The organism is Streptomyces sp. NPDC033165, assembly GCF_055577965.1.
Map to the genome: position 1 here is coordinate 158618 of NZ_JBVIPK010000008.1, position 23159 is coordinate 181776.

The 23159-nt window shown below is 68.9% G+C and carries 21 protein-coding genes; 1 reads left to right on the forward strand and 20 read right to left on the reverse strand.

The annotated features are described in order from the left end of the window. Positions 1 to 161: 161 nt before the first annotated feature. Positions 162 to 2033, forward strand: a complete 1872-nt coding sequence (locus ACZ5WC_RS20505; RefSeq protein ID WP_468542143.1) for a glycosyl hydrolase family 18 protein — start codon at positions 162 to 164, stop codon at positions 2031 to 2033. A gap of 127 nt (positions 2034 to 2160) precedes the next feature. Here the strand turns inward: ACZ5WC_RS20505 and ACZ5WC_RS20510 are convergent, their stop codons facing one another. From ACZ5WC_RS20510 to rho, 20 genes are all read right to left on the reverse strand, one after another. After that, complete coding sequence (locus tag ACZ5WC_RS20510) at positions 2161 to 2607, reverse strand: DUF2550 domain-containing protein (protein WP_311122994.1); 447 nt, start codon at positions 2605 to 2607, stop codon at positions 2161 to 2163. A gap of 133 nt (positions 2608 to 2740) precedes the next feature. After that, positions 2741 to 3115: a F0F1 ATP synthase subunit epsilon gene (locus ACZ5WC_RS20515; protein ID WP_096626830.1), complete on the reverse strand. Its 375-nt coding sequence runs from the start codon at positions 3113 to 3115 to the stop codon at positions 2741 to 2743. Between the two features lie 111 nt (positions 3116 to 3226). Then, on the reverse strand, positions 3227 to 4669 hold the full coding sequence (gene atpD, locus ACZ5WC_RS20520; protein WP_096626831.1) for a F0F1 ATP synthase subunit beta: 1443 nt from the start codon (positions 4667 to 4669) through the stop codon (positions 3227 to 3229). Next, positions 4669 to 5586: a F0F1 ATP synthase subunit gamma gene (locus tag ACZ5WC_RS20525; protein ID WP_096626832.1), complete on the reverse strand. Its 918-nt coding sequence runs from the start codon at positions 5584 to 5586 to the stop codon at positions 4669 to 4671. Before ACZ5WC_RS20525 ends, atpD begins: the two co-directional genes overlap by 1 nt. A gap of 3 nt (positions 5587 to 5589) precedes the next feature. Then, complete coding sequence (gene atpA, locus ACZ5WC_RS20530; protein WP_096626833.1) at positions 5590 to 7161, reverse strand: F0F1 ATP synthase subunit alpha; 1572 nt, start codon at positions 7159 to 7161, stop codon at positions 5590 to 5592. 135 nt (positions 7162 to 7296) lie between these two features. Further along, positions 7297 to 8112, reverse strand: a complete 816-nt coding sequence (locus ACZ5WC_RS20535) for a F0F1 ATP synthase subunit delta (protein WP_468542144.1) — start codon at positions 8110 to 8112, stop codon at positions 7297 to 7299. Continuing rightward, complete coding sequence (locus ACZ5WC_RS20540) at positions 8109 to 8645, reverse strand: F0F1 ATP synthase subunit B (RefSeq protein WP_096626835.1); 537 nt, start codon at positions 8643 to 8645, stop codon at positions 8109 to 8111. Before ACZ5WC_RS20540 ends, ACZ5WC_RS20535 begins: the two co-directional genes overlap by 4 nt. Positions 8646 to 8686: 41 nt before the next feature. Beyond that, a complete protein-coding gene (gene atpE / locus ACZ5WC_RS20545) occupies positions 8687 to 8917 on the reverse strand; it encodes an ATP synthase F0 subunit C (protein WP_006127588.1) in 231 nt (76 codons plus the stop codon). Positions 8918 to 9004: 87 nt separating this feature from the next. Then, positions 9005 to 9838, reverse strand: coding sequence for a F0F1 ATP synthase subunit A (gene atpB, locus ACZ5WC_RS20550; protein ID WP_311121548.1), 834 nt, complete (start codon positions 9836 to 9838; stop codon positions 9005 to 9007). 201 nt (positions 9839 to 10039) lie between these two features. Further along, positions 10040 to 10480 carry a hypothetical protein gene (locus ACZ5WC_RS20555; protein WP_096626837.1) on the reverse strand — a complete coding sequence of 147 codons (441 nt, stop codon included), beginning with the start codon at positions 10478 to 10480 and terminating at the stop codon, positions 10040 to 10042. Between the two features lie 266 nt (positions 10481 to 10746). Continuing rightward, entirely contained in the window at positions 10747 to 12144 is a 1398-nt protein-coding gene (locus tag ACZ5WC_RS20560; protein WP_468542145.1) for an MraY family glycosyltransferase, read from the reverse strand. Positions 12145 to 12228: 84 nt separating this feature from the next. Further along, the gene (locus ACZ5WC_RS20565; RefSeq protein WP_468542146.1) at positions 12229 to 13509 is read right to left on the reverse strand and encodes a serine hydroxymethyltransferase; all 1281 of its coding nucleotides are present in this window, start codon (positions 13507 to 13509) and stop codon (positions 12229 to 12231) included. Positions 13510 to 13672: 163 nt separating this feature from the next. Then, positions 13673 to 14314 carry an arsenate reductase/protein-tyrosine-phosphatase family protein gene (locus ACZ5WC_RS20570; RefSeq protein WP_468542147.1) on the reverse strand — a complete coding sequence of 214 codons (642 nt, stop codon included), beginning with the start codon at positions 14312 to 14314 and terminating at the stop codon, positions 13673 to 13675. Next, positions 14311 to 14958 (reverse strand): L-threonylcarbamoyladenylate synthase, encoded by a 648-nt coding sequence (locus tag ACZ5WC_RS20575; protein ID WP_468542148.1) that lies wholly within the window; start codon positions 14956 to 14958, stop codon positions 14311 to 14313. The genes ACZ5WC_RS20570 and ACZ5WC_RS20575 overlap by 4 nt, the downstream gene beginning before the upstream one ends. A 52-nt stretch (positions 14959 to 15010) precedes the next feature. Next, on the reverse strand, positions 15011 to 15856 hold the full coding sequence (prmC, locus tag ACZ5WC_RS20580) for a peptide chain release factor N(5)-glutamine methyltransferase (protein ID WP_096626842.1): 846 nt from the start codon (positions 15854 to 15856) through the stop codon (positions 15011 to 15013). A gap of 54 nt (positions 15857 to 15910) precedes the next feature. Beyond that, positions 15911 to 16987: a peptide chain release factor 1 gene (gene prfA, locus ACZ5WC_RS20585; RefSeq protein WP_096626843.1), complete on the reverse strand. Its 1077-nt coding sequence runs from the start codon at positions 16985 to 16987 to the stop codon at positions 15911 to 15913. 102 nt (positions 16988 to 17089) lie between these two features. Further along, positions 17090 to 17314, reverse strand: coding sequence for a 50S ribosomal protein L31 (rpmE, locus tag ACZ5WC_RS20590; RefSeq protein WP_019764351.1), 225 nt, complete (start codon positions 17312 to 17314; stop codon positions 17090 to 17092). A 167-nt stretch (positions 17315 to 17481) separates the two neighbouring features. Beyond that, positions 17482 to 18585, reverse strand: coding sequence for an LCP family protein (locus tag ACZ5WC_RS20595; RefSeq protein WP_468542149.1), 1104 nt, complete (start codon positions 18583 to 18585; stop codon positions 17482 to 17484). Positions 18586 to 18841: 256 nt separating this feature from the next. After that, the gene (locus ACZ5WC_RS20600; protein WP_468542150.1) at positions 18842 to 20611 is read right to left on the reverse strand and encodes a trypsin-like serine protease; all 1770 of its coding nucleotides are present in this window, start codon (positions 20609 to 20611) and stop codon (positions 18842 to 18844) included. Between the two features lie 205 nt (positions 20612 to 20816). Continuing rightward, on the reverse strand, positions 20817 to 22874 hold the full coding sequence (gene rho, locus ACZ5WC_RS20605; protein ID WP_468542151.1) for a transcription termination factor Rho: 2058 nt from the start codon (positions 22872 to 22874) through the stop codon (positions 20817 to 20819). Between the last annotated feature and the right edge of the window lie 285 nt (positions 22875 to 23159).

Sequence of the window (23159 nt, forward strand, 5' to 3'; positions counted from 1 at the left end):
TCCCCCATCTAAGGTCTGGACCTCTTGACGATTGGTCCAGACCTTCCTACTGTCACCGAAACACACTGCGGTGAGTACGGGAACACTACGTACTCAGGGCGGCGCAGGGTTTGCAGTCCACGAATTACCCCCGTTTGTTGGACCTCACCCGAGGAGCACCGTTGAGCACTGAAACCCCCCAACGCCGTTCCCGATTCCGATGGATACCCACCCGGAGCGGCAGATCCAAGGTCGTGGCGGGCCTGACCGCGCTCGTCGTCCCGTTGGCCGCGATGGTGGGTCTCGCCTCCCCCGCCTCGGCGGCCACGTCGGCCACTGCCACATACACCAAGAAATCGGACTGGGGCAGCGGCTTCGAGGGCCAGTGGACGGTGAAGAACACCGGCACCACCTCGCTCTCCTCCTGGACGATCGAGTGGGACTTCCCCTCCGGCACCGCGGTCGGCTCCGCCTGGGACGCCGCCGTCACCAGCAGCGGCAACCACTGGACCGCCAAGAACCTCTCCTGGAACGGGACCATCGCCCCCGGCGCCAGCGTCAGCTTCGGCTTCAACGGCACCGGCTCCGGCTCCCCCTCGGGCTGCAAGCTGAACGGCGCCTCCTGTGACGGCGGCACCGTCCCGGGCGACAACCCGCCCTCCGCCCCCGGCACCCCGACCACCAGCGATGTCACGGACACCTCGGTGAAGCTCAGCTGGAGCGCGGCCACCGACGACAACGGCGTCAAGAACTACGACGTGCTGCGCGACGGGGCGAAGGTCGCCACGGTCACCGGCACCACCTACACCAACACCGGCCTGACCGCGGGCACCGACTACTCCTACGCCGTGCAGGCCCGGGACACCGCCGACCAGACCGGCCCGGTCTCCGGCTCCGTCTCCGTGCGCACCACCGGCGGAGGCGGCGAGCCGCCCGTCGGCGACAAGATCAACCTGGGCTACTTCACCAACTGGGGCGTCTACGGGCGCAACTACCACGTCAAGAACCTGGTGACGTCCGGCTCCGCCGCGAAGATCACGCACATCAACTACGCCTTCGGCAACGTGCAGAACGGCAAGTGCACCATCGGTGACGCGTACGCCGACTACGACAAGGCGTACACCGCCGCCCAGTCCGTCGACGGCGTCGCCGACACCTGGGACCAGCCGCTGCGCGGCAATTTCAACCAGCTGCGCAAGCTGAAGGCCGAGTACCCGCACATCAAGGTCCTCTGGTCCTTCGGCGGCTGGACCTGGTCCGGCGGCTTCCCCCAGGCCGCGCAGAACCCCGCCGCCTTCGCCCAGTCCTGCTACGACCTGGTCGAGGACCCCCGCTGGGCCGATGTCTTCGACGGCATCGACCTGGACTGGGAGTACCCCAACGCCTGCGGCCTGACCTGTGACACCAGCGGCCCGGACGCGCTGAAGAAGCTGGCCTCCGCCACGCGGGCGAAGTTCGGCCCCGACAACCTGGTCACCGCCGCCATCACCGCGGACGCCTCGGCCGACGGCAAGATCGACGCCACCGACTACGCGGGCGCCGCCCAGTCCTTCGACTGGTACAACGTGATGACGTACGACTTCTTCGGCGCCTGGGCCAAGCAGGGCCCGACGGCCCCGCACTCGCCGCTGAACCCGTACACCGGCATCCCGCAGGAGGGCTTCACCTCCTCCGAGGCCATCGCCAAGCTCAAGGCCAAGGGAGTCCCGGCCAAGAAGCTCCTCCTCGGCATCGGCTTCTACGGCCGCGGCTGGACCGGCGTCACCCAGTCCGAGCCCGGCGGCACGGCGACCGGCGCGGCCTCGGGCACGTACGAGGCGGGCATCGAGGACTACAAGGTCCTCAAGAACACCTGCCCGGCCACCGGCACCATCGCCGGCACGGCCTACGCCCACTGCGGCAACAACTGGTGGAGCTACGACACCCCGGCCACCATCGGCTCCAAGATGACCTGGGCGAAGAACCAGGGCCTGGGAGGCGCGTTCTTCTGGGAGTTCTCCGGTGACACCGCCAACGGTGAACTGGTGAGCGCGATCGACAGCGGTCTCCAGTAGCCGCTGGAGTGATCCCCACGCCGTAACGGCACGCACCACCCCGGAAAAGCACCGGGGAGACGGGTCCGCCCCCCGTCTCCCCGGTTTTTCGCTGTGTACGCGTACGTTCTCGCTCGGTGCGCGACCGTTACGCGACGTTGACCCGCTGGCCGGGCGGTGCCGCCTCCAACCAGGCCAGGAAGCCGGTCAGGGCGTCCTCGCTCATCGCCAGCTCCAGGCGCGTCCCCCGGTGAAGACAGCCGAGCACGACGGAGTCGGAGAGCAGCGCGAGCTCCTCCTCGCCCTCCGGCAGCCGGCGGGCGATCACCTCGATCGCAGAACGCTCCAGGCCCCGGCGGGGGCGAGGAGCGTAGGAGAAGACCCGGAACCAGTCGACGCGGTCACCGCTGTAGCGGGCGACCCCGTACACCCAGCCCTTGCCCAGGGAGTCGGGCTCCTCGGACACGTCCCAGCGCAGGCTGCAGTCGAAGGTCCCACCGGACCGCTGGATCAGCCGCCGGCGCAGACCGAAGACGAACAACCCCAACAGGACCAGTACGACGACGGACACGCCCACCCACAACGCGAGGACCATCTCCACCGACCTCCTCGCATCGTCGAGTAACGGATACCGAAATACGTATTGCACCTGCATCGCCTCAGCCGCGACACGGCTGGATTGCTCCAGCTCGGGCCGCGGCTGAGTAAAAACATCTGTCAGCGGGGTGCTAGCGCACCGCCACCGCGCGCAGTCGTACGTCCGCACGCCGCTGGGCAGCGGCGTCCGCCTCCGACTTCGCGAGCTCCAGCGCCCGCTCGGCGCGCTCGACATCGATCTCGTCCGCCAGCTCGGCGATCTCGGCCAGCAGCGACAGCTTGTCGTCCGCGAACGAGATGAATCCACCGTGCACGGCGGCGACGACAGTGCCGCCCTCACTCGTGCGGATCGTCACCGGGCCCGATTCCAGCACACCGAGAAGCGGCTGGTGACCGGGCATGACGCCGATGTCGCCGGACGTGGTGCGCGCGACGACCAGGGTGGCCTCGCCGGACCAGACACTACGGTCCGCGGCGACCAGCTCGACATGCAGCTCAGCAGCCAAGGGTGGCTCCTCGGGTCACCACCCGGCGGTCGATGCCGGGTGTTGGGTCAATTCTACGGGGCGTGGTGAGGGGGGCGGGACACACCCGCCCCCCCTCGGTGAGCCGGGGGCTCAGGAGACGCCGAGCTCCTTGGCCTTGGCCTTGAGGTCGTCCAGGCCACCGCACATGAAGAACGCCTGCTCCGGGAAGTGGTCGTAGTCACCGTCGCAGATCGCGTTGAACGCGGCGATCGACTCGTCGAGCGGCACGTCCGAACCGTCCAGGCCGGTGAACTGCTTGGCGGCGTGGGTGTTCTGCGACAGGAAGCGCTCGACGCGACGGGCACGGTGGACAACGAGCTTGTCCTCCTCGCCCAGCTCGTCGATACCGAGGATCGCGATGATGTCCTGGAGGTCCTTGTACTTCTGCAGGATTCCCTTGACGCGGCTGGCCGCGGCGTAGTGGTCCTGCGAGATGTAGCGCGGGTCCAGGATGCGGGACGTGGAGTCCAGCGGGTCCACGGCCGGGTAGATGCCCTTCTCGGAGATCGGACGGGAGAGAACCGTCGTCGCGTCGAGGTGGGCGAACGTGGTGGCCGGGGCCGGGTCGGTCAGGTCGTCCGCGGGGACGTAGATCGCCTGCATCGAGGTGATCGAGTGACCACGCGTCGAGGTGATGCGCTCCTGGAGCACACCCATCTCGTCGGCCAGGGTCGGCTGGTAACCCACCGCGGACGGCATGCGGCCGAGCAGCGTGGAGACCTCGGAACCGGCCTGCGTGAAGCGGAAGATGTTGTCGATGAAGAGCAGCACGTCCTGCTTCTGCACATCGCGGAAGTACTCCGCCATGGTCAGGGCGGACAGAGCGACGCGCAGACGCGTGCCCGGCGGCTCGTCCATCTGGCCGAAGACGAGCGCGGTCTTGTCCAGAACGCCCGACTCGGTCATCTCGTCGATGAGGTCGTTGCCCTCACGGGTGCGCTCACCGACACCGGCGAACACCGACACACCGTCGTGCAGCTTCGCCACACGCATGATCATTTCCTGGATGAGGACCGTCTTGCCGACGCCCGCACCACCGAACAGACCGATCTTGCCGCCCTTGACGTACGGGGTCAGCAGGTCGACGACCTTCAGGCCGGTCTCGAACATCTCGGTCTTCGACTCAAGCTGGTCGAAGGCCGGGGCCTTGCGGTGGATCGGCCAGCGCTCGGTGATCTGCGCCTCGGCCTCCGGCTCATTCAGGATCTGACCGAGGGTGTTGAACACCTTGCCCTTGGTGATGTCGCCGACGGGGACGGTGATGCCCGCGCCCGTGTCGGTCACCGGGGCCTGGCGGACCAGGCCGTCGGTGGGCTGCATCGAGATCGCGCGGACCACGCCGTCACCCAGGTGCTGGGCGACCTCAAGGGTCAGCGTCTTGCGGGCGCCGTCCTCGGCCGGGTCGGCGACCTCGACGTGGAGGGCGTTGTAGATCTCCGGCATCGCGTCGACGGGGAACTCCACGTCGACGACCGGGCCGATGACCCGGGCGACGCGGCCCGTGGCAGCGGCCGTCTCAACTGTCGTCGTCATTACTTGTCACTCCCCGCGGTCGCGTCGGCCAGAGCACTGGCACCGCCGACGATCTCGCTGATTTCCTGGGTGATTTCGGCCTGTCGGGCCGCGTTGGCAAGCCGGGACAGGCTCTTGATGAGGTCCCCGGCGTTGTCGGTCGCCGACTTCATCGCGCGGCGGCGGGCAGCGTGCTCGGAAGCGGCTGCCTGCAGCAGTGCGTTGTAGATGCGGCTCTCGACGTAGCGCGGCAGAAGGGCGTCGAGGACGTCCTCGGCCGACGGCTCGAAGTCGAACAGCGGAAGGATCTCACCCTTGCGGGTGCTCTCCTCGGCCACCTCGTCGAGCGAAAGCGGCAGCATCCGGTTGTCGACCGCGTTCTGCGTCATCATCGACACGAATTCCGTGAAGACGATGTGCAGCTCGTCGACGCCGCCCTCGGCCGTGTCCTTCTGGATGGCCTCGATCAACGGGGCGGCGATGCGCTTGGCATCGGCGTACGCCGGGTTGTCGGTGAAGCCGGTCCAGGAGTCCTCGACCTTGCGCTCGCGGAAGCCGTAGTACGCGACACCCTTGCGGCCGACGATGTACGTGTCGACCTCCTTGCCCTCCTCGGCAAGGCGCTCCCGCAGCCGCTCCGCGGCCTTGATGGCGTTGGAGGAGTAGCCGCCGGCCAGACCGCGGTCGCTCGTGACGAGCAGGACCGCGGCCCGGGTCGGGACCTCGACCTCGGTGGTGAGCGGGTGCTTGGCGTCGGAGCCGGTCGCCACCGCGGTCACCGCACGGGTGAGCTCGGTCGCGTACGGCATGGATGCCGCCACCTTGCGCTGCGCCTTCACGATGCGCGAGGCGGCGATCATCTCCATCGCCTTGGTGATCTTCTTGGTCGCGGTGACGGCTTGGATGCGGCGCTTGTAAACGCGAAGCTGAGCGCCCATCGATCAGCCCTCGCCCAGGAGCTTGCCGTCCGAGGTCTCGAACTGCTGCTTGAAGGCGGCGATCGCGTCGGCGACCGACTGCAGCGTGTCGTCGGACATCTTGCCGCCCTCGGCGATGCTGGTCAGGAGGTCCTTGCGCTCACGGCGCAGGAACTCCAGCAGCTCAGCTTCGAAGCGACGGATGTCCTCGACCGGGACGTCGTCCATCTTGCCCGTGGTGCCGGCCCAGACCGAGACGACCTGCTCCTCCATCGGGAACGGGGCGTACTGCGGCTGCTTCAGCAGCTCGACCATGCGCTTACCGCGCTCCAGCGAGGCCTTCGAGGCCGCGTCCAGGTCGGAACCGAAGGCGGCGAACGCCTCCAGCTCGCGGTACTGGGCGAGGTCCACGCGAAGCCGGCCGGAGACCTGCTTCATGGCCTTGTGCTGGGCCGAGCCACCGACTCGGGAGACCGAGATACCGACGTTGAGCGCCGGACGCTGACCCGCGTTGAACAGGTCGGACTCCAGGAAGCACTGGCCGTCGGTGATGGAGATGACGTTGGTCGGAATGAACGCCGACACGTCGTTCGCCTTGGTCTCGACGATCGGGAGGCCCGTCATCGAACCGGCGCCCATCTCGTCGGAGAGCTTGGCGCAGCGCTCCAGCAGACGCGAGTGCAGGTAGAAGACGTCACCCGGGTAGGCCTCGCGGCCCGGCGGGCGGCGCAGCAGCAGGGACACGGCGCGGTAGGCGTCGGCCTGCTTCGAGAGGTCGTCGAAGATGATCAGGACGTGCTTGCCCTGGTACATCCAGTGCTGGCCGATGGCCGAACCGGTGTACGGCGCCAGGTACTTGAAGCCGGCCGGGTCGGACGCCGGGGCGGCGACGATGGTCGTGTACTCCAGCGCACCGGCCTCTTCGAGCGCACCACGCACGGAGGCGATGGTGGAACCCTTCTGACCGATGGCGACGTAGATGCAGCGCACCTGCTTGTTCACGTCGCCCGAGCGCCAGTTGTCGCGCTGGTTGATGATCGTGTCGACGGCCAGAGCGGTCTTACCCGTCTGACGGTCGCCGATGATCAGCTGACGCTGGCCGCGGCCGATCGGCACCATGGCGTCGACGGCCTTGTAGCCGGTCTGCATCGGCTCGTGCACCGACTTGCGGACCATGACGCCAGGGGCCTGCAGCTCTAGGGCGCGGCGGCTGTCGGTCTCGATCTCGCCGAGACCGTCGATCGGGTTGCCGAGCGGGTCGACGACACGGCCGAGGTAACCCTCGCCGACGCCGACGGAGAGCACCTCACCGGTGCGCTGCACCGGCTGGCCCTCCTCGATGCCGCTGAACTCGCCGAGGACGATCGCACCGATCTCGCGCTCCTCAAGGTTGAGGGCGAGACCGAGGGTTCCGTCCTCGAACTTCAGCAGCTCGTTCGCCATGGCGGAGGGCAGGCCCTCCACCTTCGCGATGCCGTCGCCGGCAACGCTGACCGTACCGACCTCCTCGCGCGAGGCCGCGTCCGGCTGGTACGACTGGACAAAGTTCTCCAGTGCGTCCCGGATCTCCTCCGGCCGGATCGTGAGCTCCGCCATCTGGGTTCCCTGCTCTCCTTGTTGGGCCCGAAGTTTCTTAAGGGGGTCTGGGGGCCGACCCCCAGGAATCTTCTGCAGTTTCTGCACGGCCCAACCGGGCCGCTGGTCTTGCGTGTTCTTTTGCGCTGCGCTGTGTCAGCCGGCGATGCGACGGGTCGCCTCGTCGAGGCGCTCCGCAACGGTGCCGTTGATGATCTCGTCACCGACGCGCACCGAGATCCCGCCGAGGACCGCGGGGTCCACGTCGAGGTTCAGGTGCATCTCGCGGCCGTAGAGCTTCGCCAGGGCGGCGCCGAGGCGCTGCTTCTGCCGGTCGCTGAGCGGCACCGCCGAGGTGACGACGGCGACCATGCGGTCCCGGCGCTCCGCGGCGAGCTTGGACAGCGTGTCCAGCCCTGCTTCCAGGCTACGTCCACGGGGCTGGGTCACCAGGCGGACGATGATCCGCTCGGTGACCGGCTGCGCCTTGCCGCCGAGCAGGCTGCGCAGCAGCTCACTCTTGGCGGCGGCCGTGGCCGTACGGCTGGTGAGCGCGGACCGCAGCTCCTGGTCGGAGCCGATGATCCGGCCGAACCGGAACAGCTCGTCCTCGACGTCGTCGAGGGCGCCGCCGCGCTGGGCGGCGGTGAGGTCGGCGGTGTTCGCCAGCTCCTCGACCGAGTCCACCAGGTCGCGCGACTGCGACCAGCGGGACCGGACGAGACCGGAGACCAGGTCGACGGTCTCGCCGCCGACCTGACCGCCGAGCAGGCGGGCGGCCAGCTCGGCCTTGCTCTCGCCGCTCTGGGCCGGGTCGGTGAGGACCCGGCGCAGGGATACTTCGCGGTCGAGCAGTGCGGTGACCGAAGCCAGCTCCTGGGCGAGCTTCGCCGCGTCGACCGACGTGTTGTCGGTCAGCGCGTCGAGACGCTCACGTGCGGCAGCCAGTGCCTCGCGGCTCGCGCCGTTCATCGGGCGGCCTCGGCCTTCGCCTCAAGCTCGTCGAGGAAACGGTCGACGGTGCCGCTCTGCCGGGCGTGGTCCTGGAGGGACTCGCCGACGAGCTTGCCGGCCAGGTCGGTGGCGAGCTTGCCGACGTCCTGGCGGAGTGCGGAAGCCGCAGCCTTGCGGTCGGCCTCGATCTGGGCGTGGCCGGCGGCGATGATCTCTTCGCGCTGCCGCTGACCTTCCGCCTTCATCTCCTGGATGATGACGGCACCCTGCTCCTGCGCCTCCTGGCGCAGGCGAGCGGCCTCGTGGCGGGCCTCGGCGAGCTGAGCCTTGTACTGCTCAAGAACGCTCTGGGCCTCGGTCTGAGCCGCTTCGGCCTTCTCGATGCCACCTTCGATCGCCTCACGACGCTCGTCCAGGGCCTTGTTGATGGCCGGGAGGAGCTTCTTGTAGAAAGCGAAGAAGACAATGCTGAAGCAGATCAGGCCGATGAGAATCTCGGGCCAGACCGGCAGCAGCGGTGACTGCGGCTCCTCAGCTGCCAAGTGCAACATGGTGGACCTTTCGTCGAAAACGTATCGTCAGGTCGCCTGGACTACTTCGGGTAGATGAAGGGCGCGACGAAGCCGATCAGGGCCAGGGCCTCGATGACGGCGAAGCCGAGCAGCATGTTCTGGCGGATGAGGCCGGCGGCCTCGGGCTGGCGGGCGATGGCCTGCACACCGTTACCGAAGATGATGCCGATACCGACGCCGGGGCCGATCGCCGCGAGGCCGTAACCGATGGTGCCGACGTTGCCCACAACGGCTGCGAGAGTCTCAGACATGGATCTGTGATTCCTTCTCTTGATTGGCCGGTGGAGATTGCGTCCACCGGACGACTAAGGGGTGTCCGGGCGGTGGCCCGGGTGTCCTCAGTGCGCTTCTTCGAGCGCCTGGGACAAGTACGTGGCGGTCAGCACGGTGAACACGTAGGCCTGGAGCGCCTGGATGAACATCTCGAAGACGGTCAGGGCCAGGGTCACGGCGAACGACGCGGTGGCGTACACGGTGCCGAGCACGGTGCCGAGCATGTACCAGGTCGCGATCGTGAAGACCAGGATGAGGATGTGACCGGCGAACATGTTCGCGAAGAGTCGGACCGCCAGCGTGAAGGGGCGCACGAAGATGCTCGATACGAACTCGATCGGCGTCAGGATCACGTAGATCGGCTTGGGCAGGCCGCTCGGCACGCACAGGTTGCGGATGCCTCCGACGAAACCGTGGTTCCGGAAGGTCACCGTCATGTAGGTGGCCCACACGAGGAGGGCCAGTCCGATCGGGTAGGCGATCAGCGAGGTCACCGGGAACTGCGCGATCGGAATGATCGCCCAGAGGTTCATCACCCAGATGAAGAAGAACAGCGACACCAGCAGCGGAACGAAGGGCTCGCCCTTCTTGCCGATGATCTCCTTGGCAATGCCCCGGTGCACGAAGTCGTAGAGGGCTTCGGCGACCATCTGCAGCTTGCCCGGAACGACCTTGGGCTTGGAGAAGCCGGCCCAGAACAGGCTCAGGATGGCGATCGTTCCGATGATCGCCAGCAGCATCGGCTTGTTGAAGTCGACCGGACCGACACTGAAGATCGGGTCGAAAATGAACGACCACGCGCTCGGGGCTGGGAATCCGCACGAACCCTGGAACAGGTGGCAGTCAACCTCGAAAGCGAGCGTCTGGGCGTCAGCAGTCACCAGGAGCTCCTTCTGCATGGCGCATGGATACGGCTACCTCGTTGTATCGGAGCGGCTGGCAGCCGCAGGTCGGCACCGGACTGGGTTCTTACGGTGAGGAGGCGGCGGCCGGGCCCGAAGCCTCGCGATGAATCAGGCGACAGCCGTGTTGTCCGCGCCCGCAGTACCGCAACCGAGACCGGACGATAGCAGCATGTCGAACAGGGCTTTATCCCGGCCCTACTGGTCATGCTTGTCCTCGGTTCCGCCCGGGGCGTTCCGGCTCTCCGCCTCCGGATCCACGTACAGGGTCTTGCTCCTGGCATGCAGCACGGTCTGCGTGATGATCCATGTGATCACCGAGGCGACCAGCGTGAGGGCGAAGACCTGGAGGTCGAAGAGCGACGTGTCCCTGATGCCCATGATCAGCAGGAGCAGGAGCACGAGCTGGACCGAGTAGACCATCAGCCCCATGCCCTGGAACAGGTGGGGCATGGACTTGGCGACCCACTGCAACGCCAGCTGTCCGAGGGCCATGAAGAGGATGACCACCACGCAGCCCACCACGGCGCCGATCGCCCCCTTGCCACCGGCGAGCAGGCCGCCGACAAGCGTGGCGATGGCGCCCACCGCGGCGGTGGGGGCGGCGATGCGCAGTACTTCGCGCATGTCGGACTGCATGGCGGCAGCTCCACTGGTCTTGGGGAGGAATGGGGCGTCGTCATGGACGAGCGTAGGCCCGGTCCGCAGAGCGGAGACCTGGGCCAATGGACCGTCTCACTAGGGTCCTTCGGCTCCGTCACCGGGTCTCGTGAACGGTATCACAAACTATTTGATGAGGTCTTTACCTGGAAAGTGTGCCACCTGTCACACATGAGAGTTAACCCGCGCGTGTGTGCACGACAAGGCGGCGCAATGTCTGGTAATGCACCACGGAATCCGAATCGTCAGCGCGAGGAGTCGATGGAGCGGCGTTCGGGGAAGCGCGAACGAGCGCCGATCGCGGTCGCCCCGTTGACACCGGACACCCCGACCGCCACAGGGGCCCGTTCGGCGTCCTCCTCGCTCATCAGAGCGCCCTGCACGTCCTGTTGGGCCCCGGAGGCCACGGGCGTCGGGCTCTCACCGTAGGAGGGCGAGGGGGAGGAAGCCCGCTCCGTCGCCCCGCGGCGGTAGCGGGGCGGCACGAAGCGGTTGGCCCAGTGCGGGGCGCGCGGGGTGAAGCGCGGCATCAGCAGCAGGACGAGGCCCACCACGCTCGCCGCGATGATGATGAAGACGATCCACGTCGAGGCCGAGTGCACCGAGTAGGCGACGGCGCCGAAGGCGATGATGGCCGACCAGAAATACATGATCAGCACGGCCCGGCTGTGCGAGTGGCCGATCTCCAGCAGCCGGTGGTGCAGGTGGCCCCGGTCCGCGGCGAACGGCGACTGGCCGTTCCAGGTGCGGCGGACGATGGCGAGGATCAGGTCTGTGGCGGGGATCGCGATGATCGTCAGCGGCAGCACCAGCGGGATGAAGACCGGGAACATCGCGTGGGTGGCCCCGCGCTCGCTGCCCTCGAAGAAGATCTTCATGTTGTCCGGGTCGACCTGGCCGGTGATCGAGATCGCGCCCGCCGCCAGCACCAGGCCGATCAGCATCGAGCCGGAGTCGCCCATGAAGATCCGCGCCGGATGCATGTTGTGCGGCAGGAAACCGAGGCACATGCCCATCAGGATCGCCGCGAACAGCGTCGCGGGGGCCGCCGCCTCGATCCCGTACCCCATCCAGAGGCGGTAGGCGTACAGGAAGAACGCCGCCGAGGCGATGCACACCATGCCCGCCGCGAGCCCGTCCAGGCCGTCGACGAAGTTGACCGCGTTGATCGTGATGACGACCAGCGCCACCGTGAGCAGCGTGCCCTGCCACTGGGTGAGGGCGACCGTGCCGACGCCGGGGATGGGCAGCCACAGGATCGTGAGCCCCTGGATGACCATGACGGCGGCGGCGATCATCTGGCCGCCGAGCTTGATCAGGGCGTCGATCTCGAACTTGTCGTCGAGAACGCCGATCAGCCAGATCAGGGCGGCGCCGGAGAGCAACGCCCTCGGCTCGTTGGACAGTTCGAAGACGTCCTTCAGGTTGTGCAGGTGGTCGGCGACGATCAGTCCCGCACACAGTCCGCCGAACATGGCGATGCCACCGAGCCGCGGAGTCGGTTCCCGGTGGACGTCGCGGGCGCGGATCGCGGGCATCGCCCCGACCGCGATGGCGAACTTACGCACCGGTCCGGTCAGCAGATAAGTCACTGCAGCCGTGACACAGAGCGTCAGCAGGTAATCACGCACGGGCTGCCCCACAGGTTTCGCCGGCCATCTGAGCCCCACACCCTAGTCTCTGGAACAAGGACTCCACGGTACGGGTGATGGTTGCACAGCCCTCGTCTACCCCGGGTACGGCGGATTCCGCATGGCCAGCTCACGGACCTCCGCCGCGATCGGGCCCGCCTCGCCCGCCTCCCGTACGGCCGCCCCGAACAGGGCGGCGATCCGGGCCATGTCCCCCTCGTCCATCCCCTGCGTGGTGACGGCGGCGGTGCCCAGGCGGATGCCCCGGGCGTCCCCGTACGGCAGCGCGCAGGTGTCCAGGACCATACCGGCGGCGGCCAGCCGTTCGCGGGCGGTGCGGCCGTCGACGCCGAGCGGCGCCGGGTCCACGACGACGATGTGGGTGTCGGTGCCGCCCGTGGTGACCTCGAAGCCCTCCGCCTCCAGACCGGCGGCGAGCACCCGGGCGTGGGCGACGACCTGGTGCGCGTAGAGCGTGTACGCCGGTGTCTCCGCCTCTCCGAACGCGACCGCCTTCGCCGCGACCGTATGCATCTGCGCGCCGCCCTGGGTGAAGGGGAACACCGCCCGGTCGATCCGCTCGGACAGCTCCGCGCCGCACAGGATCATTCCCCCGCGCGGCCCGCGCAGCACCTTGTGCGTGGTGGCGCAGACCACGTCGGCGTACGGGACCGGGTTGGGCGCCGCTCCCCCGGCGATCAGCCCCATCGGGTGCGCGGCGTCGACGATCAGATACGCGCCGACCTCGTCGGCGATCTCGCGGAACAGCTCGTAGTCGGGGTGCCGGGGGTAGGAGATCGAGCCGCAGACGACGGCCTTGGGGCGGCGGGCGCGGGCCAGTGCGCGGAGCCGGGTGTAGTCGATGAGTCCGGTGTCGGGGTCCACCCCGTAGCCGACGAAGTCGAACCAGCGGCCGGAGAAGTTGCCGGGCGCCCCGTGGGTGAGGTGTCCCCCGTACGGGAGTCCCATCGCGAGCACCGTGTCGCCGGGGCGCAGCAGCGCGGCGTAGGCGGCGAGGACGGCGGAGGAGCCGGAGTGCGGCTGGACGTTGGCGTGTTCGGCGCCGAAGAGGGCGGTGGCCCGGCGCACCGCGATGCGTTCGGCGGCATCCGCGTGCTCGCAGCCGCCGTGGTGGCGGGCGCCCGGGTAGCCCTCGGCGTACTTGTTGGCGAGCGGGGAGCCGAGGGCGGCGAGGACCGCGGGCGACTGGAAGTTCTCGGCGGCGATCAGCTGGAGGGTCGCGGCCTGGCGGCCGGTCTCCGCGAGCAGGATTCCGGCGACCTCCGGGTCCTCGCGGAGCAGGGCGCCGAAGTCCTGGGGCAAGGCGTCGGGCGCGGACGACACGGCTGCGGGTGCGGCGGGCGAGGTGACCGGCATGGGACGGCTCCGGGCCTGGAGGAGGGTGCGCCGGCGAGGGTGTGCCGGTGTCAGCTCCAATGTAGGCCGGGGCGGGGTGCTGTGCCCGCTGTCGCGGCCTCCCCTACGCCGGTCGGCGCACCGGGCCCGTCCGGCCGCGGGGCAGGAGGCGCGCGTACGTCCGTCAGCTCGGGGCGTGGACGCCGGTGAGGGCGGTGACGACCGGGTCGAGGGCCTGGTTGATCTCGTCGCCGATGGAGCGGAAGAAGGTGATGGGCGCGCCGTAGGGGTCGTAGACCTCGTCCGCCTCGGCGGTCGGGGCCAGCAGCCAGCCGCGCAGCGCGGCGGCGGCGCGGACCAGGGCGCGGGCGCGCTCGACGACGCCCTCGTCGCGCGGGTCGGGCAGGGTGGCGGGGTCTATCGCCCGCACCAGCCGGGTGAACTCCTTGAGCGTGAAGGTCCGCAGGCCCGCGGAGTGGCCCATGGAGATGACCTGGGCGCGGTGGTCGCGGGTGGCGGTGAGGACCAGGTCGGCGCGGATGACGTGCTCGTCGAGCAGCTCGCGGCCGACGAAGCCGCTGGCGTCCGCGCCGAAGTCGGCGAGGACCACTTCGGCGTTGGCCTCCATGGGGGCGCCCTCATGGCCCCAGGTGCCCGCGCTCTCCACGATGAGGCCGCCGCTGAGGGGGTCGCCGAGGCGGTCCGTCAGGGCATGGCGGGTCAGCCGCTCAGTGATGGGCGAGCGGCAGACGTTGCCGGTGCTGACGTGGAGGATGCGGAAGGTGTCGGTCCGCCCTGCTATGCCACGCCCCTCGGGGGCGGTCAATTGGCCACCTCAAGGTCGGGTACCACCTTGCGCAGCTCCTCCGCGGAGACCGCGCCGGCTCGCAGCAGAACCGCGGTGGGACCGGTGACGTCGACGATCGAGGACGGCACGATGCCGGGCGTCGGGCCGCCGTCGAGGTAGACGGAGACGGAGTCGCCGAGCATGCCCTGGGCGGCGTCGCAGTTCTCCGGGGCGGGGTGTCCGGTGAGGTTGGCGCTGGAGACGGCCATCGGACCGACCTCGGTCAGCAGCTCGATGGCGACCGGGTGCAGCGGCATCCGGATGGCGACGGTGCCCCGGGTGTCGCCGAGGTCCCACTGGAGCGAGGGCTGGTGCTTGGCGACGAGGGTGAGCGCCCCGGGCCAGAAGGCGTCGACGAGCTCCCAGGCCTGCTCGGAGAAGTCGGTGACCAGGCCGTGCAGGGTGTTCGGGGAGCCGATGAGAACGGGGGTGGGCATGTTGCGGCCCCGCCCCTTGGCGTCCAGCAGGTCGTTGACGGCCTCGGAGCTGAAGGCGTCGGCGCCGATGCCGTACACGGTGTCGGTGGGCAGCACGACGAGTTCGCCTCGGCGGACGGCGGAGGCGGCCTCGCGCAGGCCCGTGATCCGGTCGGTGGCGTCGTTGCAGTCGTATCGCCGTGCCATCAGCCGGCCTCCTCAAACGTGTACGGGTACGGGTGGTGGTGCCGGGGGCGGATCACGGCATGGCCTTGCGGGCGGTGGCGAACCGGGGGCGCTTGTTCAGGTCGGGGTGGTCGGCGGCATCCGCCCAGCCCCGCTCCTCGGTGAAGATCCACGGAACCTGGCCGCCCTGGGTGTCGGCGTGCTCGATGACGACGAGGCCGCCGGGGCGCAGCAGGCGGTGGGCGGTGCGCTCGATGCCGCGGATGGTGTCGAGGCCGTCCTCGCCGGAGAAGAGGGCCATCTCCGGGTCGTGGTCGCGGGCCTCGGGGGCGACGTACTCCCATTCGGTGAGCGGGATGTACGGCGGGTTGGAGATCACCAGGTCGACCTGGCCGTCGAGCTCGGGAAGGGCGCTCAGAGCATCTCCGCGGTGGACGGTGACCCTGGACCCCTCGGCGTTCTTCCGGGTCCACTTGAGCGCGTCCTCGGACAGCTCCACGGCGTGTACGCGCGAGCGCGGGACCTCCTGGGCCATGGCGAGCGCGATGGCGCCCGAGCCGGTGCACAGGTCGACGACGACGGGCTCGACGACATCCATGGCCCGTACGGCGTCTATGGCCCAGCCGACGACGGACTCGGTCTCCGGCCGGGGCACGAACACCCCGGGCCCGACCTGGAGCTCCAGATAGCGGAAGAAGGCCCGCCCGGTGATGTGCTGGAGGGGTTCGCGGGCCTCGCGGCGGGCGATCGTCTCCCAGTAGCGGGCGTCGAAGTCGCTGTCGGGCACCTGGTGCAGCTCGCCCCGCTTCACCCCGTGGACGAAGGCCGCGAGTTCCTCGGCGTCGAATCGCGGTGAGGGGACACCGGCGTCGGCCAGCCGCTGGGTGGCCTGGGCCACCTCGGCGAGCAGCAGGTTCATCGCGGTTCTCCGTACGGGTTACGGGTGTGCGGGGCGGACGGTGCGTTCAGACACTCACGCGTTGGCGAGCTTGGCGGCGGAGTCGGCGTCGACGCAGGCCTGGATCACTGCGTCCAGGTCGCCGTCGAGCACCTGGTCCAAGTTGTACGCCTTGAAGCCGACGCGGTGGTCCGAGATGCGGTTTTCCGGGAAGTTGTACGTCCGGATCTTCTCGGAGCGGTCGACCGTACGCACCTGGCTGCGGCGTACGTCGGAGGCCTCCTGCTCAGCGGCCTCCTGGGCGGCGGCCAGCAGCCGGGAGCGCAGGATGCGCATGGCCTGCTCCTTGTTCTGGAGCTGGCTCTTCTCGTTCTGGCAGGAGGCGACGACGCCGGTCGGCAGGTGCGTGATGCGGACGGCGGAGTCGGTCGTGTTGACGGACTGCCCGCCGGGCCCGGAGGAGCGGTAGACGTCGATCCGCAGATCGTTGGCGTGGATCTCGACGTCGACCTCTTCGGCCTCGGGGGTGACGAGCACGCCCGCGGCGGAGGTGTGGATACGGCCCTGGGACTCGGTGGAGGGCACGCGCTGCACCCGGTGCACGCCGCCCTCGTACTTCATCCGGGCCCAGACGCCCTGGCCGGGCTCGGTGGCGCCGTTGCCGCCCTTGGTCTTGACGGCGACCTGGACGTCCTTGTAGCCGCCGAGCTCGGACTCGGTGGAGTCGATGATCTCGGTCTTCCAGCCGACGCGCTCCGCGTAGCGCAGATACATGCGCAGCAGGTCGCCGGCGAACAGGGCGGACTCGTCGCCGCCCGCGCCCGCCTTGATCTCCAGGAGCACGTCCTTGTCGTCGCTGGGGTCGCGCGGGACGAGGAGGAGGCGGAGCTTCTCGGTGAGCTCTTCGCGCTGCTTCTCCAGATCCTTGACCTCGGCGGCGAAGTCGGGGTCGTCCGCGACGAACTCGCGGGCGGTCTCGATGTCGTCGCCGGTCTGCTTCCAGCTCCGGTACGTGGCGACGATCGGGGTCAGCTCCGCGTAGCGCTTGTTCAGCTTGCGCGCGTTGGCCTGGTCGGCGTGGACCGACGGGTCTGCGAGCTTCTTCTCAAGATCGGTGTGTTCACCGATCAGTTCCTCGACCGCCTCGAACATGCGGGGGCTCCTGGTTGATGACGTCTACGGGCCTGCTGACCGGAAAAACGCCGGTCCCGACGCCCCCGGTGAGAGGGCGCCGAGAACCGGCGCAGTGGCTCGCTACTTGCTGGCGGAGCCGGCAGCCTTGCCGAAGCGGGCCTCGAAGCGGGCCACGCGGCCGCCGGTGTCGAGGATCTTCTGCTTGCCCGTGTAGAACGGGTGGCACTCGGAGCAGACGTCGGCACGGATGGTGCCGCCGTCGATGGTGCTCCGGGTGGTGAACGACGCACCGCAGGTGCAGCTGACCTGCGTCTCGACGTACTCGGGGTGAATGTCGCGCTTCAAGGTGTCTCCTAGTTTCGGGAGGGCGCCGGGTCGACCGCGCTGATTGCGCGTCCGTGAACCGGGGCCGACGTACCAGTCTGCCAGGACCGGCCGTATCTCCCAAAACCGGGGGCGGGCCGCAGGTATTCCCCCCGCACCGCCGCGTACGCTGCGTGACCGCTCGGCCGCTATTCGACGAGCTTCCCGGCCTCGCCCTTGTCCCCGGCGGACTTCTCGGTGGCCGATGCGGGTATCGGCCGGTCGTTCCTGAGGGCCGCCCAGACCTGCTTCCCGGCCTTCTCCTGGGGAAGGACACGGTTCGGGTCGACGGGGTCGTACTCCACCGGCAGGGTCACCATGTGCACGTTGTCCGCGCCGAGCCCCTTGAGGCCGTTGGCGAAGGAGCTGAGCTTCTTGACCGACCCGAGGCCGGAGTCCGTGGTGACGGCCTTGGTGGCGGCGTCGGCGAGGCCGAACAGCTTCTGCGGGCTGGAGAACACCCCGACGCTCTTCGCCTGTTCCATGAGCGCCTTGATGAACGCCTGCTGGAGCTGGATGCGCCCGAGGTCACTGCCGTCGCCGACGCTCTTGCGGGTCCGGACGAGTCCGAGTGACTCCTCACCGTTCAGGGTGTGGGTGCCCGGCTCCAGGTCCAGATGGCTCTTGGAGTCGTTGATCCCGGCCTTCGTGGTGATCTCGACGCCGCCGAGCTCGTCGATGAGCTCCTTGAAGCCGGTGAAGTCGACCTCGACGTAGTGGTCCATGCGGATGCCGGACATCGACTCGACGGTCTTCACCGCGCAGACGGGCCCGCCGACCTCGTAGGCGGTGTTGAACATCGCCCGGTGCTGGGCCGGGACCGGGTCGCCCGTCGTGTCGCTCGTACAGGCGGGGCGTTCGATGAGGGTGTCGCGCGGTATCGAGACGACGCTCGCGGACTTGTGGCCCTTGTCGACGTGCACGACCATCGCCGTGTCCGAGCGGGCCCCGCCCTCGTCGGCGCCGTACTCCCCGTTGTCACCGGAGCGCGAGTCGGAGCCCAGCACCAGGATGTCCTGCGAACCGTCGTCCACGTCGTCGGGACGGTCGGCACCGAGCTTCGCATCGATGTCGATGCTGGAGAGGTTGCCGTTGAGCGTCATGTACGCGTACCCGAGCCCGGCACCGCCGACGACCACCACCCCCGCCACCGACCAGGCCGCGACGGCCTTCGCACGGTACCGGCGGGAGGGCTTCCTCCGACGGCTGCCGGTGCCGCGTATGCGCCCCGCGCTCCTGCTCTGCTCGCTCACACGTCTCCCTCGGTCCTGCGCTCCGTTGCTCGTCGCTCCCGGGGCGCGATGGTTCCGGGAGGGTTTGTCATCTCTTGGTCAGACGGCGAAGCGGCAAGAAGGGTTGCACACAGGGCTGTGGCCCCCGTCGGAGGACGGGGGCCACAGCCCTGTGTGGTGCACGAGCGGGCATCCGCCGCTCACCTGGGGTTTCGTGCGGGGTGCAGCCGTCATGCGGGCTGCTTCTCGGCCGCCATCGATGTGGCCAAGGTCTCGGTCAGCCGAAGAGGTTGAACCCGTTCCAGCCGGTGCCGGCCTTCAGCTTCGGCCCGAAGGGCTTCGTCGCCGACCCGCTGCTCGGGTAGAACCACATCACACCCGCGCTGTCGCGGACAGTGATGTCGGCGTGGCCGTCACCTGTGTTGTCCCCGGTGCCGACGTACGCCGTGAAGTGCCAGCCGGTGCCGACCAGGACCTTGTTGGCGAACGGCGAGTTGACGTTGTGCCGGCCGGCGTAGAGCCACAGCTGGCCCTGGCGGTCCCGGGCCAGCAGGTCGGGGATGCCGTCGCCGCTGTAGTCGCCCTTGCCGAACAGTGTCAGCGAGCCCCAGCCGGAACCGGCCTTGGCCTTGGGCGCGAACGTTCCGTCACCATTGCCCGGGTAGGTGACCAGGGTGCCGGTGCTGTCAATGCCGACGAGGTCAGGGTTTCCGTCCCCGGTGACGTCACCGGGGAACAGGATGTTCTTGAAGGAGGACCAGCCGGTACCGATCTTCTTCTCGGCCCAGTCGGTCCCATTGAAGTAGTACCAGTAGAGATCGTTGCCCACGCGGTAGACGTAGTCCTGGTGGAAGTCCCGGTCCCAGTCCACCTGACGCACCAGGTTCGCCGCGCCCCAGTTGCCGAGGGCCGTCGAGGAGCCGAACGCCTTGCCGGTGGAGTAGTACTCGAACGCCTCGCCCTTGGACTGCCGGGCGAACAGGTCCGCCGTCGTGTCGTAGTTGAGGTTGGCGTCGTCCACTCGGGGGTTGATCTGCCCGAAGAACGAGCTGACCTTGGAGTAGACGCTGTACGCACCGGTGGCGACGCAGTCCCGCACACCCCACGAAACGACGCCCGCGATACGGCCGTTGACCACGAGCGGACCGCCCGAGTCACCGTTGCACGGCGATACGGTGCCCTCGTCCTGGCCCACGGCCGGGTCGCCCGCACACGTCATCTTCCCGGGCACGAACTCGGAGCCGTAGTAGGACGTGCACGTGGCGTCGGCGTTGATCGGCACAGTGGCCTTGCGCAGCGTCGGCGAGATCTCGTCGCTGGTGGAGGTCGTGCGGCCCCAGCCGTAGACCGTGGCGCGGGTGCCTTCCTTGTACAGCGCCGTCTGGGCGCCGGCGGCCGGCTGAAGCGTCTTGTACGGGAGCGAGGCCCCCAGCGTCAGCACAGCGATGTCGCTGCTCAACTCGGCATCGTCGTACGCAGGGTGAACCCACTGGCGCCAGACGCCGACGGCCTGGCCGCCGTTCAGGTTGCTGCCGACCGGCAGCTTGGCGGTACCGCCCACGACGGCACCGTTCTTGTTCCAGTCCAGCCCGTCCACGCAGTGCGCGGCGGTCAGAACCTTCGCCGGGGCGACGAGGGTGCCTCCGCAGAAGTAACTCTCATCGTCCGCCGTGCCGGAGGTCCCCTTGTCGTCGTAGTAGTGGAGCTGCACCATCCACGGCGCCTCGGAGATCGGCGCCTCCACCCCACCGATGATCTTCGGGTCCGCCGTGCGCCCGGGCACGGGGGAGGCGGATTCCGTTCCGCCCTCGGCGGCCCTCTCGGGCGCACCTGATGCGCCCTCCTCCAGCTTGGCGGCCGACCCCTTGATGGTGTCGAGCAGTTCCGCCTGCGGTACGTCGGACCGCTTCTGGGTGTTCTGCTTGCCCGGAAGCGGAACCGTGTCCGCGGCCTGCGCCGGGGCGGAGGCGAGTGCCCCTGCTCCCAGAGCGAATACGGCAGCCGCTACGGGGAGGGGGATAAAACCCCTCCGTCTGCCAAATGTCACAGGACTCCCCTCGATGAACACGGCACGTCACAGTGACGGCGCCGCGTAGATGCATGCGAAGGAGAGAGTTCTCCCACTGGTGAAACGACACAGTGGGCGTATAGAAAATACGTTCCCCCCCACCTACGGCTGCTGATGCTATAACGCAAAAGCGCCCCCGTCACCGAAGTAACAGGGGCGCTCGCGCGCAACAGCTGTCGCTGCGTCAGTCGTTGCCGTTGCCGTTGCCGCTGCCCGGCGTCGTCTTCTGGATCTGGAGCAGGAACTCCGCGTTGGACTGGGTCTTCTTCATCCGGTCCAGGAGGAGCTCGATGGCCTGCTGCTGGTCGAGTGCGTGCAGCACCCGGCGCAGCTTCCAGACGACCGCCAGCTCGTCGGTGCCGAGCAGGATCTCTTCCTTACGGGTGGAGGACGCGTCGACGTCCACCGCCGGGAAGATGCGCTTGTCCGAGAGCTTCCGGTCGAGCTTGAGCTCCATGTTGCCGGTGCCCTTGAACTCCTCGAAGATCACCTCGTCCATGCGCGAGCCGGTCTCGACGAGCGCGGTGGCCAGGATGGTCAGCGAGCCGCCGTCCTCGATGTTGCGCGCGGCGCCGAAGAAGCGCTTCGGGGGGTACAGAGCGGTCGAGTCGACACCACCGGAGAGGATGCGGCCGGAGGCCGGTGCCGCGAGGTTGTACGCGCGGCCCAGGCGGGTGATCGAGTCGAGCAGGACGACCACGTCGTGACCCAGCTCCACGAGACGCTTGGCGCGCTCGATGGCCAGCTCGGCGACGGTGGTGTGGTCCTCGGCGGGGCGGTCGAAGGTCGAGGAGATGACCTCGCCCTTCACCGACCGCTGCATGTCGGTGACCTCTTCCGGACGCTCGTCCACCAGGACGACCATCAGGTGGCACTCGGGGCTGTTGACCGTGATCGCGTTGGCGATGGCCTGGAGGATCATGGTCTTGCCGGTCTTCGGCGGGGCCACGATCAGCCCGCGCTGGCCCTTGCCGATCGGGGCCACCAGGTCGATGATCCGCGTCGTCAGGATGTTGGAGTCGGTCTCCAGACGGAGCCGGTCCTGCGGGTAGAGCGGGGTCAGCTTCTGGAACTCGGGGCGGCCGCGGCCGGACTCCGGCGCCATGCCGTTGACCGAGTCGAGGCGGACCAGCGCGTTGAACTTCTCGCGCCGCTCGCCGTCCTTGGGCTGGCGCACCGCGCCGGTGACGTGGTCGCCCTTGCGCAGGCCGTTCTTGCGGACCTGGGCGAGCGAGACGTACACGTCGTTCGGGCCCGGCAGGTAGCCGGAGGTCCGGATGAACGCGTAGTTGTCGAGGATGTCCAGGATGCCCGCGACGGGGATCAGGACGTCGTCGTCGGCCACCTGCACATCGCCGGCGAAGTCGTCGCGCCCGCGACGGCCACGGCGGTCGCGGTAGCGGCCACGGCGGCCGCGGCGGCCGCCCGCCTCGTCGTCGAAGTCGTCCTGCGGACCGTTGTCGCGGTTCTGCTGGCCCTGACCCTGGCCCTGGCGCTGCGGGCGCTGCCCGCCGCCGCCCTGCTGGCCCTGGTCGTCGCCCTTGCCGCGGCGGTCGCGCTGGCGCTCACGGCGCTCACCGCGGTCGCCACGGTCACCGCGGTCGCCACGGTCACCGCGGTCGCCACGGTCACGGCGGTCACCGCGACGGCCCTCGGCCGTGTCGGTGGCGGCCTCGGCCTTGGCGTCGCCCTTGGGCTCGCCCCGGTCCTCGGTCTTCTGCTCGGCCGCGGGCTCCGCCTTGGCCTTGACCTCGGTCTTCGCCTCGGTCTTGGTGTCGGGGCTGCCCGCCTGCGCGGTGGCACGGCGGCGACGGCGCTCGCCCGCGGGCTGGTCGTCGCTGGCCGGCTGACCGGGGATCTCGATCTGCTGCTGGGCCGTGGCCTTCTCGGCAGCGGCGGCCTCGTCGCCGGTGCGCGCCTTGGAGGTCGCGCGGCGCTTCGGCTTGCTCTCAGCCTCGGCGGGGGTCTCTGCGGCCTTGGGGGAGGTCTTGGGGGCGGCGGATCCGCCACCCGCCTGAGCCTCCTTGATGACCTCGATCAGCTGGCTCTTGCGCATCCGCGCAGTACCCCTGATGCCGAGGCCGGACGCGACCTGCTGCAGCTCGGCCAGGACCATGCCCTCAAGGCCGGTGCCGGAGCGGCGGCGCCGTGCGGTGGTGCCAGTGGCAGCACCTTCGGCGGGCGCGGCGCTGTCGACGTTCTTGTCGGCAGTCACGCCCATCAGATCGGTGGTGTCGCTCACGAAGGGTCCTTCCCTGGAGCGGACGTCGGCCTTCTGGCTCGGCGACCGGTTGTGCTGTCCGACTGCGGTCTGTTGATCTTGCTGGATCGCGGACCTTGCCGGGGCGGTGGTCCGCCGGGTACGGCGGAGAGACGAAACGTGCGGGGTCCGGCGCGAGATCCCCCTGCTCGGCCCACTCCTGGACGAGCGAGGGGTGTCGTGCCGGTTCCGGAGCGTGCTCGAAACTGCTCAGGCAGGCTGCTCTGGCAGTTGGGGAGGCTCCCGGAAGAATGGTGGTCCCGGAGG